This is a genomic window from Streptomyces albicerus (assembly GCF_008905045.1).
In the GTDB taxonomy this organism is placed as follows: Bacteria; Actinomycetota; Actinomycetes; order Streptomycetales; family Streptomycetaceae; genus Streptomyces; species Streptomyces albicerus.
Window position 1 is genome coordinate 23,932 of sequence record NZ_VWMY01000023.1, and the last position, 17,870, is coordinate 41,801.

7 protein-coding genes are annotated in these 17,870 nt (G+C 66.8%); 2 read left to right on the forward strand and 5 right to left on the reverse strand.

The features are described 5' to 3' along the window. Window positions 1-54 precede the first annotated feature (54 nt). The 3 genes from GAS53_RS21625 to ychF all read right to left on the reverse strand — a co-directional run bounded on the left by GAS53_RS21625 (window position 55) and on the right by ychF (window position 13,545). A complete protein-coding gene (locus GAS53_RS21625; RefSeq protein ID WP_225859022.1) occupies window positions 55-7,287 on the reverse strand; it encodes a ricin-type beta-trefoil lectin domain protein in 7,233 nt (2,410 codons plus the stop codon). 206 nt (window positions 7,288-7,493) lie between these two features. Then, complete coding sequence (locus GAS53_RS21630) at window positions 7,494-11,750, reverse strand: LamG-like jellyroll fold domain-containing protein (RefSeq protein ID WP_404829266.1); 4,257 nt, start codon at window positions 11,748-11,750, stop codon at window positions 7,494-7,496. A 706-nt stretch (window positions 11,751-12,456) separates the two neighbouring features. Then, window positions 12,457-13,545 (reverse strand): redox-regulated ATPase YchF, encoded by a 1,089-nt coding sequence (ychF, locus tag GAS53_RS21635; protein ID WP_151479314.1) that lies wholly within the window; start codon window positions 13,543-13,545, stop codon window positions 12,457-12,459. A 341-nt stretch (window positions 13,546-13,886) separates the two neighbouring features. Here ychF and GAS53_RS21640 point away from each other — a divergent pair, with 341 nt between their 5' ends. Then, window positions 13,887-14,336 carry a DUF6542 domain-containing protein gene (locus tag GAS53_RS21640; RefSeq protein WP_404829262.1) on the forward strand — a complete coding sequence of 150 codons (450 nt, stop codon included), beginning with the start codon at window positions 13,887-13,889 and terminating at the stop codon, window positions 14,334-14,336. 177 nt (window positions 14,337-14,513) lie between these two features. On the opposite strand, the gene ppgK is transcribed toward GAS53_RS21640, so the two are convergent. Further along, window positions 14,514-15,260: a polyphosphate--glucose phosphotransferase gene (gene ppgK / locus GAS53_RS21645; protein ID WP_151479316.1), complete on the reverse strand. Its 747-nt coding sequence runs from the start codon at window positions 15,258-15,260 to the stop codon at window positions 14,514-14,516. Between the two features lie 29 nt (window positions 15,261-15,289). Then, complete coding sequence (locus GAS53_RS21650) at window positions 15,290-16,306, reverse strand: 4-hydroxy-3-methylbut-2-enyl diphosphate reductase (protein WP_151479317.1); 1,017 nt, start codon at window positions 16,304-16,306, stop codon at window positions 15,290-15,292. Between the two features lie 105 nt (window positions 16,307-16,411). Between GAS53_RS21650 and GAS53_RS21655 the strand changes: the two genes are divergently transcribed. Continuing rightward, on the forward strand, window positions 16,412-17,782 hold the full coding sequence (locus GAS53_RS21655) for an APC family permease (RefSeq protein WP_151479318.1): 1,371 nt from the start codon (window positions 16,412-16,414) through the stop codon (window positions 17,780-17,782). Window positions 17,783-17,870: the final 88 nt, after the last annotated feature.

The following is a 17,870-nucleotide window of genomic DNA, read 5'->3' on the forward strand; positions in this document are numbered from 1 at the left end:
CGCCTGCGGGAGAGGAATCGACTCTCTCCAGTTCACCGGCAAACCTTCGGGAACTCACCGGACCACCCGACCAGAACCGGGAACGATTGCCGCCCTAAAATCATCGAACATATTCGATGGGATTCCGTACAGTCCAGGTGTAGATCGGTCCGCAATTTCGGGCCTTGACATTCGGAGGTGCTTCCATTCTCGCGCGCTGCCAGAAAACCCAGGCGGCTTTCGCTGTGGAAGAGCCGACTCCCGGACACGGCTCACGAATGCGCTATCCACATCGAAAGCCAAAACTTTCCCGTCTGCACCGCGGAACTGCAGTGAATGCGCAGCATCCCCACTCATGTTCAAGTACAAACGGCCTTCTCCACTCAACGAAACGTTGCCAGCCGCATCGATCGCAAGACGCTGACTGTCAGGGTGGGAAGTCTGCGTCCGATAAACTGTGCAGCTGGAATTATGAACGAGGACTGGCGTGCCCTCCGCCACTACATAATACGTGTGCAGATCTGCAACAGTGAGGTTGTGGACAACGGACTGCTGGATCCAGCGGTCGACCGCTGTGATCTGTACGCGTGTTCCCGCGCTCGTGCGGAGCCACTGCCCAGATTGCAGGTCGGTGGCGTCGACCCATTCCTGCAGTTCGGGGACCCAGAACGGGTGGCCGTCCGTGGCCGTGACAGAGGCGATCTTGTCGTGCTTTTTGCCGTCCGTTCGGAAGGTGATCTTGACGAGGTGTTTGAGTCCTTCGCCCTTGATCTCGGCGGTGACCTTCTTGGCTGTGGTCTTGCCAGTCTTCGGGTCGGTGGCGAGGACTTTGTCGCCGATCTTGAGTTCTTCGATCGGCTTTGTGGTGCCGTCCGCGAGAAGGACCTCGGTGCCGGGGACGAAGCTGTTGCAAAGGCCACTCAGCCTGCCGCCGAATCCTGAGCCGGTCGCAAGGGCGATGGCACCTGCGGCGCCAAGTGCCTTGCCCAAGGAGGCGAGTTGCTTGGGGCAGTTGTTGCCCATACGTCCACAGGCATGGAACTTGGCGAGTTCCAACATGTGCTGGCCGCCTGCCAGCTCGTCCCCGTCGACAGGATCCGTGATGTTTGAGGCGATGCCCTCCATGCCGGAGTCGGGCCGGTTCGGCAGGTCGTAGGTCTGAAGGATTTGATTGAGTTCGCTCTTGAAGTCCTGCGCGCGGTCCCAGTCGGCGGGGACGTGTACGCCGGGGAAGACCATCGTGTAGCCGGGGATCAGCGAGGGGCCGGTTGGGGCGGAGCTCCAGCCGCTGGTGGTCCACCAGCCGTTGTTGTAGCTGTTGCCGTCGCAGCCGTTGCAGCCCCAGCTGGGGTGGTTGAGGGGCTTGCCGCCGCTGTTCTTGGTGGGGGTGTTGTTGCCGTACTGGGCGCCGCCGCCGCATTCAATTGGTGAGGCGCAGGCCATGAGGCCGCTGGGGTCGCTCGATGTGATGGGGGTGTTGTCGGCGTAGCTGTAGCCGTTGAGTTGCTGGGGGTTCGCCGGGTCCATGAGGGGGTCGACGGAGATGAAGCGGCCGATGTCGGGGTCGTACTCGCGGGCTCCCAGGTGAGTGAGGCCGGTTGAAGCGTCGTTCGTGCCGCCGACGAAGGACTTGGTGCCGGGCCAGGAAGCCGGCTCGTTGCCGCGGAGGCCGCCGAAGGGCAGCGTGCGGCGCACATTCAGCTTCTGGGCGTCGGCGCTGATGGCGAGTTGGCCGGTGCCTTGGTGGTCGGCGAGGGTGAAGGAGATGCTGCCGTCGTTGTCCTGGACGGCCTGGTGGCCGCCGCCGAGGCCGACGTAGCGGGTGGCCTTCTTGGTGCTGGATCCCTTGGGCACGGTGATCTCGGTGTGCCCGAGGTAGAGGGTGGTTTCGGTGGGGGTGCGGGCGATCAGCCGGTTGCCGTCGGCGTCGTAGGTGTAGCGGGTGGTGTCGCTGGGGCTCCACTGCTGGGCCTCGGTGCCGTTGCAGGTGTAGAGCTGCAGGTCGGTGCCGTTGTCCTGGTTGGAGGACGGGACGTCAAGACACTTGTCGGTGGCCGGGTGATAGAGGGATGCGTCGTCCGCACGCTCGATGAACGTCTGGTCCGCGCCGCCGTCGCAGGTGGACAGCTGGACCTTTGTGCCGCTGCCGGTGGCGCACTTGCCTAGCGCCTTGAGGATGTCCCCGGTGCGCTCCCACTGCTGGGCGTTGGAGCCGTTGCAGTCGTAGAGCTGGATCGGAGTGCCGTCCGCGTTCTGGCTGCTCTCGACGTCGACGCACTTGCCAGCCAGGCCCTTGATCGGACCGGCTGCGGTACCGGCGACCTTGGCGAGGTGGCCTTCGGCGTCCCAGGTGAGGGTCTGGGTGTCGCCTCCCAGGACACGGGTGCGGGTGTTGCCGGCCTCGTCGTAGGTGTAGCTGTCCTGGGACGTGACGCTTCCGGCCGTGGTGGTGCTGGATGCCAGCGCGTGCGGTCGCCGCTGCCCCGTCGGCGGGTAGGTGTAAGTGGTCTTCTCGTCCTTGTTGGTGTCGCCCATGGGGTCGTGCTGCGTCTGGGTGAGGCGGTTGCCAGTTTTGTCGTAGGTGTAGCTGTGCCAGTACGCGGCCGACCCGCCGGTCCCCTGGCTGGTCGGCGTGGCTGCGCAACTGGTGTCCGCTTCGGTCCAGGCTTCGGTCAGACGGCGCAGGTAGTCGTAGGTGTAGCACTGGGTGTCGGTGCCGGACCGGGAGACGTCTGCGGCGGAGAGGACGTTGCCGCTCTGGTCGTAGCGGTAGGTGGTGTCCTTGTCGACGCCGGCGATGTCCTGACGGTCGACGCGGATGTTCGCCAGGCGCTGGGTTCCGGTCTCGTAGGCGTGGTTGACCCAGGTCTTCTTGCCGCCGCTGGTGTTGCCGAGTTCGTACTGCAGAGGCTTGCCGGTGAGGCTGTAGCTGATCTTGGTGCTGTAGCCGTCGCCGAGCATGGTCAGGGGGCGAAGTGTGTCCTCGTCGTAGGTGTAGCTGTAGCTGCCGCCGGGGAGTGCACCGGCGGCCGAGTAGGTCACACCGGCCACCACGCCGGACGGTTTGTAGGAGACGCCCGTCTGATACGTCCCGGCCAGGCCTGTCTCTGCTGTCGGGATGGTGACGGCCGTGCGCGTGGCACGGTAGAGCCGGTCGTACTGGGTGACCTCGTAGGTGTAGGCGTTGTTGCCGTCGTAGCGGGTGGCCTCGGCGAGCTGTCCCTTGCCGCCGGTGACCGTGTCGTAGACCCACTTGGCGCGCAGCGGACCGGTACTGCTGTTCTGGCGCAGTTCTGTTTGCCGGCCGAGTCCGTCGTAGAGGTGGGCGAGGACGGTGTTGCGGGCGTCCTTGGTGGTGGTGAGTTGGCCGCGGTCGTCGTACGTGCTGCGGGTGATGCCCTTGTCCGGGTCGTCCGCCGTGATCTGGCGGCCGAGCTGGTCGTAGGAGTAGCTCCAGGTGTTGCCCGCGGGGTCGGTCAGCTTCTCCAACGCGCCCTGCTTGGTGTGGTCGTACGACGTCTTGTCGTAGGCGGCGTCGGCGGTGCGCTGGTGGTGTTGGCGTAGTTCGGTGGTCTGACCGCGGGCGTCCACCAGGGTGGTGGTGGCGGTGCCGCCCTCCGGGGGGATGACCGTGGTGCGGTCGCCGCCGTAGATCGTCTTGGCGACGCCGAGGACGGTGCCGCCGTCGCCGGTTCCGGCGAGCGTCTTGGTCTCGGTCTCCCGGCCGAGCCCGTCATAGGTGTGGCGGATCTGGGTTTCGACGCTCAGCGCGTTATCAGGCTTGAACAGTTCCCCAGGGGTGGCGTCCTTGGTGTAGTAGGTGGCGAACTCCTTGCCGAGGTGGCCGCGTGCGTCGTAGAAGCTGTCCGTCAGCAGCAAGCCGCCGTCCGGCCCGGGCGACTGGGTCTGGCGCTGGCGCAGGAAGCCGTCGTAGAGCGTGTAGGCGGCGACTTGGCGACCGCCTCCCGCACTGAGAGTGCGGCTGGTGACAGCCACCGGTTTGCCCTCGGTGACCTGGTAGTCGAACTGGAAGTTGGGCAGGCTGTTGCTCGTAGTGGAGCGGTCGGCGGTCCACACCTTGGTACTACGGCCCAGCGCGTCGTAGGCGAGCTTGGTCTTGTTCCCGTTGGTGTCGGTGATCTCCGCGGCCTGCCCCCGCTTGCCGTCCAGTGTGGTGACCGTCTTCTGCGCGGTGGACGCGTCCTGGGCGACGGCGGGCGGAGTGACTTCGGTGACGGAGCTTGCGAAGCCTGTGGTGGGGCTGTAGGTCAGAGTGCTGACACGGCCGTCGTTGCGGACGGTGCGGGCGGGGCTGGCGCCAACCGCCGCGGTCACATCGGCGGTCAGGTCGGTGGTGGTCAGCGGCCGCCCGTAGCCGTCATAGGTCGCGCCCGACTCAAGGTAGGTGGCGGTCGTGCCGTTGTGCTCCTTGAGGACGGCCGTGGCGGTCGCGTCGCCCTTGGTGGGGGCCGCGTCGTAGGCAAGGCCGTCGTAGGAAGTACGGGTGTCGGAAACGACGTCCTTGGAGCGGTCGGGCTTCGCGTCGCACGCGACACCGACGGTCTCTGTCCGCGAAGGCAGAGTGAGGATGTTGTCGCTCGTGTTGGTGACGTAGGTGGTGCGGGTGCACCGGTTGTCCTGGGCTGCCGCGTTGTCTCCGTAGTCGTCGACCTGGGTGGGACGTCCGGCAACGGTGTCGTGCTCGGTACTGGCGGAGGTGACGCGCCAAGCGGATCCCGCGCCCTCGTCCAGCGAGGCCCAGGTCTTGGTGTGAGCAGTGCCGGTGAAGTTGGCGGTGACGGTGCCCCAGTCCCGCTTCTTCTCCGCCGTCTCGTGGTACCAGGGGCGGTTCACGGTCTTGGCAAGGATCTTGCCGTTCGGGGCGGAATAGCTGACGGTCTTGTAGGCGAAGCCGGCTGCTGCTTCGTGGTCGGTGATGGGGTCGCCTTCACCGTCGCCCAGCGTGACGCTGACGGACTTGGTGCCGCCGGAGGTGGCTTTGCGGTCTCCGTCCATGCCCCGCAGGAAGAAGGTGTCGCCCTGGGAGAGCATCGCCGCGTCGCCGCCCAGGCCGCCGGTCTTGACCCGGACGTGCCCGTAGCCTCGCCACTGTGACCAGGTCTTGAACTTCTCCTTGGTCAGGCCGTCATCGTCGTCGTAGTGCCAGGCCGCGTCCCCGAGATAGTCGTACGCGGTGACCTGATCCGGAGCCCGGCCGGTGCGGTCGTGGGCGGTGACGGAGTCGACTACGTACTTGTTGAACCACTGCTGCTCGGGGTCGTCGCTGAAGCTGCCGCCGATGTACTGCGGGAAGCAGCGGGTGGTGTTGTTCTCCGGGGTTGGCAGGGCGTTCCAGTCGCAGACCGGTGCCGAGTAGTCGACGGAGATCTGCCCGCCGGATTCGTCGTCCACGGTGGACAGTCGCTCTTTGATGAACGGGGCGAAGCCGTCGCCGGTCTTGTCCAGGCGGTTTTCGAGCTGGGTGTACGTGAAGGTGGTCTTCGGAACAGTGATGGCGGGTTCGGCGGACTGGCCGGTGCGCTGGATGGAGTCGAGGAGCAACTGGTAGTCGGTGTCGGCCTTGCCCCAGCGGTGGCCCAGCTTCCAGGAGTCGATGTTGTCGTAGCCGCCGGCGGCGTTGAGCACTTGGGTGGCAACTGAGGTCAGCCGCTTACGAGTCCAGAACGTCGGGGCGAACTTGCCGTCGTCGCAGTCGGTTGCTTCGGCGCAGTTCAGATCCCAAGGGGTGTCGTACCAGTAGAAGGCGTCCGTGCCGATGGACGCGCAGTCGGTGTTGGCGTCGGGCAGGCAGCGTTCGGAGTTGCCGAAGGTGATCTTGGCCAGGGCCTTGGCGCTGTACATCGAGGACGACTTGAGGCCGTATTCGATGCGGTCCAGGTAGCCGCCCCGGGTATAGCGGGTGTCGTTGGCGGCTTCCTGGTTGCGGCCGTAGGAGTTCTTCTCCTGGTTGTAGTAGTAGGCGACGGCATTGCCGTGGGTGTCGACGGCGTAGTCCAGGTTCCAGCGCCATGCCTGGTTGCACCAGGAGTCCGCGAAGGTGCTGGCGTGGCAGGGTTCCTCCGCGTCGTCACCGAAGACGGGCGCGGTCCAGGTGGATCCCGTGGTTTCCTTGCCGTCGCTCCAGCCGGGCAGCCGGTGGTAGCCGAAGTAGTAGCGGGTGCCGTCCGGGGTGGTGACTCTCCAGTACTCGTCATTGTGGGCGCCGTTGCCGCGTACGTTGTCGGAAGATCCGTCGATCCGGTGGATCTTGGTTCCGTCGTCCTTCTTCAGCCGCCAGGAGTCCTTGCCGGCGGAGACGAGTTCACCACCCTTGCCATTGAAGGTGAGGTAGGCGTTGTCATATGCCCAGCAGAGGTCGCCCGGCTTGCGGCCTCCGTCGCCCACCACTCCGTCGTCGGCACACGGCTTGTAGCGGCGTTCGATGAAGCCGGGCCACAGGTCGAAGCCGTCACCGACCCAGGAGGACTGGTTGTTGGTACCGCCGGTTCTGCCGTCGATGCCGCCCGACGAGTAGGAGAGACCGACCTGCGGCTTCAGCCCGCCCGGGACCGCCGGTACCGGCATGTCGTAGGACCAGCTGAAGTCACCGGTGTTGAGGTTCGTCTTCCAGGTTGAGGATGCCGACAGCGGGGTGGCTGAGTAGTCACCCTTCCCTCCGTCTTCCGCCGCGACCGCGGCCAGCACGGTGGGAACCGTCTCCCTCAGCCTGACGCTGTTTGCAGTGAGCGTCTGCTTCTCGGTGTTGTTGACGGTCTTGAGGGGCTTACCGGTCTGGCAGCGCTTCTCTTGTGGGGTCGTCAGGACGCACTGCGGCAGCTCGACCAGGGTCAGGCGTGAGCCGTAGGAGCCACCGAAGGATTCGGTGAAGGCTGCGTAGTCGAGGGTGGTGCTCACGATGCCGGCGGTCGCGCTCTTTTCCGGCTGAAGGGTAAACAGAAGCCCGTTGAGATCCGCTTTCTCGGCTGTCTTGCGGTCGAGCAGCCGGGCTTTGACCGCACCGACAGCGTTGTCTTCCCGTTTGGTCTTGGGGGGTTGCTGCAGAGACAGGGGCAAGCCGTCGGCCTTGACCCGACGGGAAGAATCGGCGGGCTGGGCTTCGGGAAGTTCGACGCTCGCGGATGCGGTCTTCGGCCACCGTCCCTTCGGTACGGCCTTCGGGGTGCGGGGCCCCTTCATGGTCTTCCGCGGCGTGCTCTTGGTGATGGCAGTACCCTCAACGGGTTTCTCCGCCTTGGGCAGGGCGGGGCGCCCGTTGCCGTCGTCCGCCGCCACAACGGTGGGAGCCATCGCCTGTAGCAGCGTGCCTACCATCACCGCAGACGTCGCCAGGGCGATCCGGCGTCTCAGGGTGCGGATGTTCCTGCCCGATCTGGCTTTCATCTGCTTCTCGTTCCTCACAGGATCGACCAAGGTCAGTGCCGCTTCACCGCGGCCGGGAAGTCTCAGGTGCGTGCCGGATCTCCTCCCGGGGCGCACCGCCCCGGGAGGTCGGATCAGCTGCCGGGTACTTGTGTGGGCACGTCGAACCAGCTGGCGGCCAGCTTTTCGATCTGTGCGTCCGTCAGAGGGCCCTCGAAGGCCCAGACGTCATCGACCAGGCCAGGGAAGTACTCACCGAACGTTCCAGCCTGCTTGGCACGGCCGACTTGCAGGGCGCCGGGGGCCTTGAAGGAGAGTGCGTTCTCCGCCCACGGGACCAGGTCCGTGCAGCCGGCCTGGTCCGGTGCCGCGTCGCCGTCGGCATCCGCGCAGGCGACTTCTTCGATGTTGCCGTTGACGTACAGCCTGACTTCCTTGGCGAATCCGTCGTAGACCACAGCAAGGTGGTTCCAGTCGCGGACGTCGTTGAAGTTCCCGTTGTCCGCCTCGCTCACGGCAGCTGCGTCAGAGTCTTGTGCGGGCAGGCTCAGCCGCCACCTGCCCAGCCCTTCTGGATCATTCGCATCGGGCGCGTACCGCACGGCGAAGGCACTGGTGCGGGTACCGTCCGCGCTGACGAGAGCGACCTCGTCTCCAGGGGTGGCCGATGCCTGGGCCCATGCCGTCACCGTGAAGCTGCCAGTGGTGTCCACCGGTATCCGGCTCGTGGCGCCATAGTCGTCGACACCGTCGAGTTCAACGCCTCCCAGATCAATGAATCCGGGGCCGGCCTTGGCACCGCTGCGCAGGTCCATCGTGTTGCCCTCGGCGGTGTCGTCCGGGGTCGTGGCCGTATCGGTGACGTCCTCGAACTTCCACCGTCCCTTGACCAGCGGGCGCTGCTTGAGCATCTGCTTGACTTCGTCGGCGGAGACCGGACGGTCCAGCAGCCGCACGTCGTCGATGGTGCCCGGGAAGTAGCTCCTGATCTGGCCGCCGTAGTTGTCGGCCCCGATGTACATGGATTGGTCCGCGTAGAAGGCGCCGGACAGTGCCGTGGAACCGGCTTTCGTTCCGTTCACGTACAGGGTCAGTGTGTTGGCGATCGTGTCGTGGACGCCGACCAGGTGTACCCACTCCCCCACTCGGGCCGTGGTGCCCTCCGGCTGCATGGCGCGTACGGGCGTCGCGTCAGCGGCATCGGAGGAGTACTGGTTGACGGCCCATCGGTCGTACGCCTGGGTGTAGTACAGCTCGAAGCCGGGGGCGAACTTGCCCGCCTGAGCGGTGATGATCGCCGGGCCGTCCGGCTTCTTGTCCAGTTTCGCCCAGGCTGAGACGGTGAAGCTTCGCGAGGTGTTCACGTGCGGCCCGCTGGTCTGTCCGATCTTCGCGTAGCCGTCGGTGCCGTTGAACTTGGCGGCCTTGCCCGCCACACCGGGGACACCGGTGGTCACACCGCCGTTGTACTTGGCGGGCAGCACACCACCGTGCCCGGTGATCTCGGTGGCGTCGGCCGGCTCGTCCAGGTCGAAGACCGCGACGGCGGGGCGGCCCGGGTCACCCACGGTCTGCTGGGCGAACAGTTTGTCCACCTCATCCTGGGCCAGCGGTTTGTCGAACAGGTGCAGGCCATCGACCGCGCCAGGGAAGAACGCGCTGGGGACGCCGCTGTAGGAGCCGGCGCCGATCTGCAGGCCGCGCCGTGCTTCCCAGGGGGTGCTGTAGGCGGTCTGGCCGACCAGCTTGCCGTCGACGAACAGCTCCAGCATGTCCCGTCCAGAACTGTAAGAACCGACCAGGTGCGTCCACTTGTCGGCTGTCACCCCGCCGGGCTGGGCAGCCATCACCCGGGCGATGCCCGCGTCCGCGGCGTCGGCCTTGTACTGGTTGAACACCCAACGGTCGTACGCCTTGGAGTAGTACAGCTCGAAGCCCGGCGCGTGATTGCCTGGCTGAGTGGCGATCACCGCGGCGCCATCGGGCATCTTTGACAGCTTCACCCACGCTGACACCGCGAACCCACCGCTGGTGTTCACCACCGAGAGATCGGTCGACGCGTAGCCGTCAGTGCCGTCGAAGGCTACGGCCGTTCCCCGAATGCCCGACACGTTCGGCGTCACGCCACCGTGCAGCGCGGCGGTACGGGGCGGAGTCGACCCCTTGGCCTCGCTCCCGCCCGCGTCTTCGTCCAGCTGCCACGTCGCTCGTTCCGGCTGCCCCGCCTTCACACGGAAGCGGTAGCTGACGGGTGCTGAGGCGTTGCCCGCGGCGTCGAAGGACTTCACGTACAAGGTGTTGACGCCGACCTTGGGCGGCAGGACCTTGAGGGTCTTGGCGGCCCCACTCGCGGTCGTGATCGCATTGCCCGACGTCGGGTCGACATTGATGCCGTACCAATACTTGGTCACTTGGCTGTCGTTGGCCGCGATCGTGAACGTGCCATACTTGCCGATCCCGTCGAACCACGGATCATCGGGATTGCCAGAATCGGATGCAGGATAATCGCTCGACGAGATCGCGGGCGGCTTGGGTGCCTTGGTGTCGTAGTAGAAGTAGCAGCCGGTCGCGTCGCCCGCATACGACCACGGCGAATACTGCGCCCCGTCGTAAGCCCGCGCGTACCAGTGGATCTGTTTGTTCTCCGGTATGGACGAAGGCAGCCCGATGGAGAATCCCGAGCCGGACTTCCTCGATCCGCTCACGGACGGCTTCCAGCGAACGATCAGTCCCTTACCGTCCCCGGCATCCCACTTGGCCTGGAACTGCACGGCGACGTTGTCACCGTCCGGGTCCGTGATGTCGTCGGCGTAGATTGTCCCCAAGGAGCGGCTCCGCGCCGCGCTGTCGGGCTTCTTGCACGTGCCGCCATACTCCATGCTCAGCTGCGACATCTTGATCTGCGCAGGAGGCCGGTTGTACTTGACGCGCAGGTAGGCCTTGTCCGAGAACCTCTTCCAGCCCTTGGCATCGCTCTCGCTCGAGGCCCGCATGCCGAACGTCATCGTCGACCACTTGCCGTTCGCGGCCTGCTGCACGGCCGACTTGACGTCGAACTCCGCGTCCTTGGCCGCACAGCCGTCGTAGCCGTGCGCGAACGACTCGGACTTGAGATGGTCGATCCAAAAGCCGTCGGCCTTCTGGGAGTTCCACGTGGTCGACGACGAGATGTCCTTCGTCCGCCACAACTGCACACCGCGCGCCTCACAGGACGCGGACCACACGTTCCGCACCACGAACTCGGCCTGCAGGATGCTCTTGCCCGCGAACTTCGACACCGGAATCCGATAGAACAGCCGCTTGGTGTCATTCGGCTGGCAGTACGCCCACCCGCAATACCCCATACCGGCGTTCGACTCGCCGTTGAACTTCCACTGAGGCGAGGACGCCCAGTACTCCGACGCCATCGTCCACGCCGTTGCCCTCGGCGAGTACCACTGAGGGTCGATGAACACCGGGTAGGTGGTGTCCTTCCCCTTCAGCACCTCCGCGTCGGGGGTGAGTACCAGCTCCTTGCCGTCCGCCGGCACGTCGACAGCGACCGGCGCCAGCTTTCCCGACTCACCCGCCGCAGGCTCCTCGGCCGCATCCGCTGGAGCAGCGTCGCCAGCTGTGGCGGCCGCCGCCTTGGACTGCACGGCCTCGGCACTCTGCCCACTTTCGGCAGCCGTGCTGGAGTCCCACATCATCGGCTTGGGCGCTTCGAACACCGCCCCGTTCGCGCCCTGGTCGATCGCTTCCAGACCGCCCCCGGCCGTCTCACGGACCCTCATTCCATCCGCGGTGAGCTTGAGCCGCAGCTCGGACAGCTCGCCACTGGCCGCGGCTTCCGCCGACTTGACCACCAGCAGCTGGGTGAACCCGTCCTCCTGCGCCCCCATTCGGAGATCCACATCGGGAAGCACGTCGCGATACGTGGCTGTGGCACCACTCAGTTCCGGCTCCGGCAGTTCACCAGGCCAGGCCAGAGCCAGTTCACGGCCCGCCTTCGTCATCCGCACCAGCGGCGCATTACCGCCCGCAGAGAACTCGACCCCCACGGTGGTCGCCTTCGCGGCTACCATCCCGCCCGACGACTTCGCCAAGTCCGTATCTACTGGCTTCCATTCACCCCCCACGCGGGCCCGTACCGGCCGCAGATACTCCCGGGCCTCGAGATCACCATCAGGGGTGGCAAAGACATCGCTGCTCTCCCCGCGCAACGACCCGACCTCGACGCTCTTGCCAGAACGTTTCGCCTGCGCCAGCGCCTCGTCCGTGGTGACTGGAGTGAGGTTCTCGTCGCCGGCCTGCGCGGCTTGCGCCTGCACACCTCGCGCTTGAGCGGCCGCCGGGCCGACTGTGTCCGCGAGAACCCCCACGGCGAGCGCGGCAACGACCCCGAAGGCCACCACGGGCGGCGTTGGTCTATGACGCCGCCGTCTCTTGGCCACAGCACTGCGAACGCCCCGCCCCCGTTGCATGAACCCCACCCCAACGTCACAGAAATCTCACAAGTGCGCAGAGTTAACGTTCATGACGCGACGTCGTCAAGAGCGGCTTACGCCACACCAGTGGAAGTGCCCCTTTTGAGGTCATTGGCAATTGGCGTGATTACACCTTGGCCTCAACTCGCCACCATCTACCGCGAATCGACGTGAGTGCGGGACCACGTAGACACTCAGTCACCACGGGTCCAGATAAGAAACAAAACTCCCAGCACCGTCAAGCCCAAGGCCCACTCGCGTCCGGCGCATCACAGCGCAGCAGACGACGGCAATCGCATACGGCATAGACGGAATTCGCCAACGAACGCACCGTGCGTGGCGGCACCGCCCTCATCCGAACACCCGCCGGAGACTGGCCCAGGCATCAGCGGGACTCCAAAACCCCACCCACCTTGGCCTTCCAGCCACGCCGACCGAACCAGCAAAGATCCAGCAACCGGGAAACCCCGCCCGCATTCAACTAGCAGACAGCAACGCCCTGACCTGCACAAACACTTTGCCGTAATTCGCGAACCCAGACCTTGAACGTTCCGCCGCAACGCACCGATCTGAGCAGCAAATCGCCCCCTGACCTGCACCAACGCAGACCAGGGGGCGATTCGACGCGGAACTAGACGTTGAAGCGGAACTCCACCACGTCGCCGTCCTGCATCACGTAGTCCTTGCCCTCCATGCGGGCCTTGCCCTTGGCGCGGGCTTCGGCTACTGAGCCTGTTTCGACGAGGTCGGCGAAGGAGATGACCTCGGCCTTGATGAAGCCCTTCTGGAAGTCGGTGTGGATGACACCGGCGGCCTCGGGGGCGGTGGCGCCCTTCTTGATGGTCCAGGCGCGGGATTCCTTGGGGCCGGCCGTCAGGTACGTCTGCAGGCCGAGGGTGGTGAAGCCGACGTGGGCGAGCCTGGAGAGGCCGGCCTCCTCGACACCGACCGACTGGAGGAGCTCCAGGGCTTCCTCCTCGTCGAGCTCGGCGAGGTCCGCCTCCAGCTTGGCGTTGAGGAAGATCGCCTCGGCGGGGGCGACCAGGGCGCGCTGCTCGGTCTTGAACGCCTCGTCGGTCAGCTCATCCTCGTCGACGTTGAAGACGTAGAGGAACGGCTTGACGGTGAGCAGGTGCAGGTCGTGGAGGAGCGCCTCCCGCTCCGAGTCCTGCTTGATGCCCGCGGCGAACAGGGTCTGGCCCGCGTCCAGGATCTCCTTCGCCGCCTCGATCGCGGCCACCTTGGGCCCGACGTCCTTCTTGATCCGCGACTCCTTCTGGAGACGCGGCAGAACCTTCTCGATGGTCTGAAGGTCCGCGAGGATCAGCTCGGTGTTGATCGTCTCGATGTCGTCCTTCGGCGAGACCTTGCCGTCGACGTGCACGACGTTCTCGTCCTTGAAGGCACGGATGACCTGGCAGATCGCGTCGGACTCGCGGATGTTCGCGAGGAACTTGTTGCCCAGGCCCTCGCCCTCGCTCGCGCCGCGCACGATGCCCGCGATGTCGACGAAGTCGACGGTGGCGGGGAGGATCTTCTGCGAGCCGAAGATCTCGGCCAGCTTGGTCAGCCGCGTGTCGGGGACGCCGACCACGCCCACGTTCGGCTCGATCGTGGCGAACGGGTAGTTGGCCGCCAGCACGTCGTTCTTGGTCAGGGCGTTGAACAGGGTCGACTTGCCGACATTCGGCAGACCGACGATTCCGATCGTGAGCGACACGTTGCGACTTCCCGTACGTGAGGATGCGGACTATGGAGGACTGGGGCTGGGGTGGGCCCGGGTCCTTCTGCGTGATGCGCGGGCCGATCCACCAGTCTACGGCGTGCGTGACCTCGCACCGGCGACGTATCGAACGCTTGGCCAAGGTCGGCCAAAGGGCGTGTCTCAGGGCCCATTCCACACATAACCCGACCTAAGTTGGACCAGTGGAGCAACACAGAACGCGTCCCCCTCAGTCACAGCCGCTGCGACGCGGCACGCCCCTTCCCCCGCAGGCCGGGCGGGGTGGAGCACGTACGGCCCGGCAAGCGGGGGCCGGTGTTCCGCGGCCCGCGCCGACCGTGCCACCGCTGGTGCGGGCGGCACGCAGATTCCCGAACCCCCGGCTCACCGGTCTGGGCAGCGGGCTGTTCTGCACCGCGTCGATGTTCGCGCTGGCCTGCCTCGACCAGCTGCTGTTCGGGGCATCGCTCGTGGTCTACGGGGTGCTGTTCCTGCCGGTCTGCGCGCTCACCGCCGTGTGGGTGCGGCGGGCCGACCTCGTCACCGCGGTCGTCGCCGTGCCGATCGCCTTCGCCGTCGGGCTGCTGCCCATCGCCGACAGCAGTGGCGGGCTCGGGGGACGGCTGATGGGGCTGGTCACCGCTCTCGCGACGCACGCCGGGTGGTTGTACGGGGGTACGTTGATCGCCGGGCTCATCGTGACGGTGCGCAAGGTGCGGATGATGAGCCGGAGGGCTGCACAGCGGCGGGCTGCGGAGGTGGCTCAGCCTCGGCGTCGTACGGCCTGAGTGTCGTACAGCCTGAGTCTCGTGCCTGCCTTCCCGCCCGCCCGAATTCCTCTGCTCAACGGGCGCCGCCCGGATCGCCGGACCGAGCGAGCGCCGCTCGCCGCCGCTCGACAGTGACTGCCGCCCCGCCCGAGGCCCGAGCCCGACGCCGCCCATCGGGCTCGGCTGGCGTGCGGACTATCCCGCCTTCGCCGCCCGCATCGCCGCCCCCACGATCCCCGCGTTGTTCTGCAGCTGTGCCGGCACGATCTCTGCCTTGATGTCCTCGATCAGCGGCAGGAACTTGTGGGACTTGCGGCTGACGCCGCCGCCGATGATGAAGAGCTCGGGCGAGAAGAGCATCTCCACATGGGCGAGGTACTTCTGGACGCGCCGGGCCCAGTGCTCCCAGGTGAGGTCGTGGTCCTCCTTGGCCTTGGTGGAGGCGTGCTTCTCCGCGTCGTGGCCGTTCAGCTCGAGATGGCCCAGCTCCGTGTTCGGAACGAGGGCGCCGTCCACGAAGAGCGCGCTGCCGATCCCCGTACCGAAGGTGAGGAGGATGACCGTGCCCTGCCGGTCACGGCCCGCGCCGAACTGCATCTCGGCGACGCCCGCCGCGTCCGCGTCGTTCAGCAGCGTCACCGGCAGTCCGCCCAGCCGGTCGCTGAGCAGGGCGCGCGCGTCGGTGTCGATCCAGTTCTTGTCCACGTTGGCGGCCGTGCGGATGGTGGCGCCGCCGGTGACCACGCCCGGGAAGGTGATCCCGACCGGGCCCGTCCAGCCGAAGTGGCCGACGACCTCCTTCACGCCGTCCGCCACCGCGCCGGGCGTCGAGGGCTGCGGCGTGAGCACCTTGTAGCGCTCCTCCGCCAGGTCGCCGCGGTCAAGGTCCACGGGCGCGCCCTTGATCCCTGATCCGCCGATGTCCACACCGAAGATCTGCATGGCCCTACGTTACGTCGTACGACTGACAGTCACTCGGCCGCGGGGGTGGTCCCCGTGCGCTCCGCCACCAGGGCCGCCGCCTCCGCGCGCAGGTCGCGGCGGAGTTCCTTGGGGAGGGAGAAGGTGATGGACTCCTCGGCCGCCTTGACGATCTCGACGTCCTCGTAGCCGCGGGCGGTGAGGTATTCCAGGACCTGCTCGACGAGGATCTCGGGCACGGAGGCGCCGGAGGTGACACCGACCGTCGAGACACCCTCCAGCCAGGACTCGTCGATCTCGTCGGCGTAGTCCACGAGGTACGCCTCGCGCGCGCCGGCGAGCTTGGCGACCTCGACGAGCCGCTTGGAGTTCGAGGAGTTGCGCGAACCGACCACGATGACGAGCTCGGCCTCGGCGCCCATCTGCTTGACGGCGAGCTGACGGTTCTGCGTGGCGTAGCAGATGTCGTCGCTGGGCGGGGAGATGAGCTGCGGGAACTTCTCCTTCAGCGCGTCCACCGTCTCCATGGTCTCGTCCACGGAGAGCGTGGTCTGGGAGAGCCAGACCACCTTGGACGGGTCGCGGACCTCGACCTTGGCGACGTCCTTGGGACCGTCGACCAGCGTGATGTGCTCGGGCGCCTCTCCGGACGTACCGATGACTTCCTCGTGGCCCTCGTGACCGATCAGCAGGATGTCGTAGTCCTCGCCCGCGAACCGGACGGCTTCCTTGTGGACCTTGGTGACCAGCGGGCAGGTCGCGTCGATGGTGGCGAGCTTGCCGGCCGCGGCCTCGTCGTGGACGACCGGGGCGACCCCGTGCGCCGAGAACATGACGATGGACCCCTCGGGGACCTCCTCCGTCTGCTCGACGAAAATCGCACCCTTCTTTTCCAGGGTCTGCACGACGTACTTGTTGTGGACGATCTCGTGGCGGACATAGATCGGGGCCCCGTACTGCTCCAGGGCTTTCTCGACGGCGATCACGGCACGGTCGACACCCGCGCAGTAGCCACGGGGAGCGGCGAGCAGGACACGGCGGCCAGTCGAAGCAGTCATGCACCCCATCGTAAGGCCGCGCCCGGCGGGTCAGAGATCGCCGCCTTGGGGACACTGACGGAGAGCTGGGGAGCTGGGAGGGGTGGGGCCAGACGCGACTCTCGGGAGGCATGAATGTCCGGCACGGAGACCTCGGCCCGCGCGGCCGACGAGGAACAGGGGCTGCGGCGCAGCCTCGGATTCCGCGACCTGGTCGTCTACGGGCTGCTGTTCATCGCCCCCATGGCGCCGGTCGGAGTCTTCGGGACCCTGGACGCCAAGTCGCACGGGGCGGTCGCGCTGGTCTACGTCGTCGCCACGGTCGCGATGGCGTTCACCGCCTTCAGCTACGCCCAGATGGTGCGTGTGGTCCCCCAGGCCGGCTCGGTGTTCGCCTACGCGCGCGTGGGGCTCGGAAAAGAGGCGGGGTTCATCGCCGGGTGGATGGCGATGCTGGACTACCTCCTCATCCCCGCGGTGGCGTACCTCTTCTCCGGGATCGCGATGAACTCCCTGGTCCCGGAGGTCTCGCGGTGGGTGTGGACCGCGCTCGCCGTCGTCATCACGACGCTGCTGAACCTGTGGGGCGTACGGGCCGCCGCGCGCGTCGGTTTCCTGGTGCTCGCGATGGAAATCGTGGTCCTCCTTGTCTTCATCGTGTCGGCGGTCGTCGTCCTCGCGCGCGACGGGGCGGAGCGTGGCTGGCTGTCGCCGCTTTCGGGTGACGGCTCTCAGGGGGCGTTCGCGCTGTCGGCGGTCGTCGGCGCGGTGTCGATCGCTGTGCTCTCCTACCTCGGCTTCGACGCCATCGCCTCCTTCGCCGAGGAGGTGACCGGCAGTTCGGAGAGGGTGGCCAGGGCGGTGCTGTTCTGTCTGGCCCTCGCCGGTGTGCTGTTCATCGCGCAGACGTATCTCATCGCCCTTCTCGAACCGATGTCGTCCGCGCAGCTCGCCGCCGAGCCGGCCAAGCAGGGGTCGGCCTTCTACGACGCCGTGGACACCTCCGTCGGTACGTGGCTGCACGATCTTGTGGCGGTGAGCAAGGCGATCGGGGCGGCGTTCGCCGCGCTGGCCGGGCAGGCTGCCGCGGGGCGGCTGCTGTTCGCGATGTCCCGGGACCGGCGGCTGCCGCGGGCTCTGTCGAGGACGGACTCCGGGGTGCCGCGGGTCGCTCTGCTCTGCGCGGCCGTCATCACTCTGGTCGCCGCGGTGTGGGCCGCGCGGCGGGACGACGGGATGGACCACCTGGTGTCGGTGGTCGACATCGGGGCGCTGACCGCGTTCACGCTGCTGCACGCGAGCGTGGTCGGGTGGTTCGCCGTCCGGCGCCGGGGTGGGGCGGTGGTCTGGTGGCGTCACATCCTGATCCCGGTCGTCGGCGCCGCGATCACCCTCGCCGTGATCGTCGAGGCGTCGGGGACGGCGCAGGTCGTGGGCACGATCTGGTTCGCGGTGGGGGTTGCGGTGCTGCTGGCGCAGCGGGGGCGGACGGCTGGGGAGGGCTGACCCACTTGGTTTTCGCCCCCGCCGCCCCTACCCGTCCCATCCCTGGGGGCTGCGCCCCCACACCCCCGCTTCATCGGCCTGAACGGCC

What these genes read in the sequence shown, in the direction of transcription:
- GAS53_RS21625 (WP_225859022.1), bottom strand. Translation starts at nt 7,287, where the DNA reads ATGGCTCCCACCGTTGTGGCGGCGGACGACGGCAACGGGCGCCCCGCC.
- GAS53_RS21650 (WP_151479317.1), bottom strand. Translation starts at nt 16,306, where the DNA reads ATGGGGTGCATGACTGCTTCGACTGGCCGCCGTGTCCTGCTCGCCGCT.
- ppgK (WP_151479316.1), bottom strand. Translation starts at nt 15,260, where the DNA reads ATGCAGATCTTCGGTGTGGACATCGGCGGATCAGGGATCAAGGGCGCG.
- GAS53_RS21655 (WP_151479318.1), top strand. Translation starts at nt 16,412, where the DNA reads ATGTCCGGCACGGAGACCTCGGCCCGCGCGGCCGACGAGGAACAGGGG.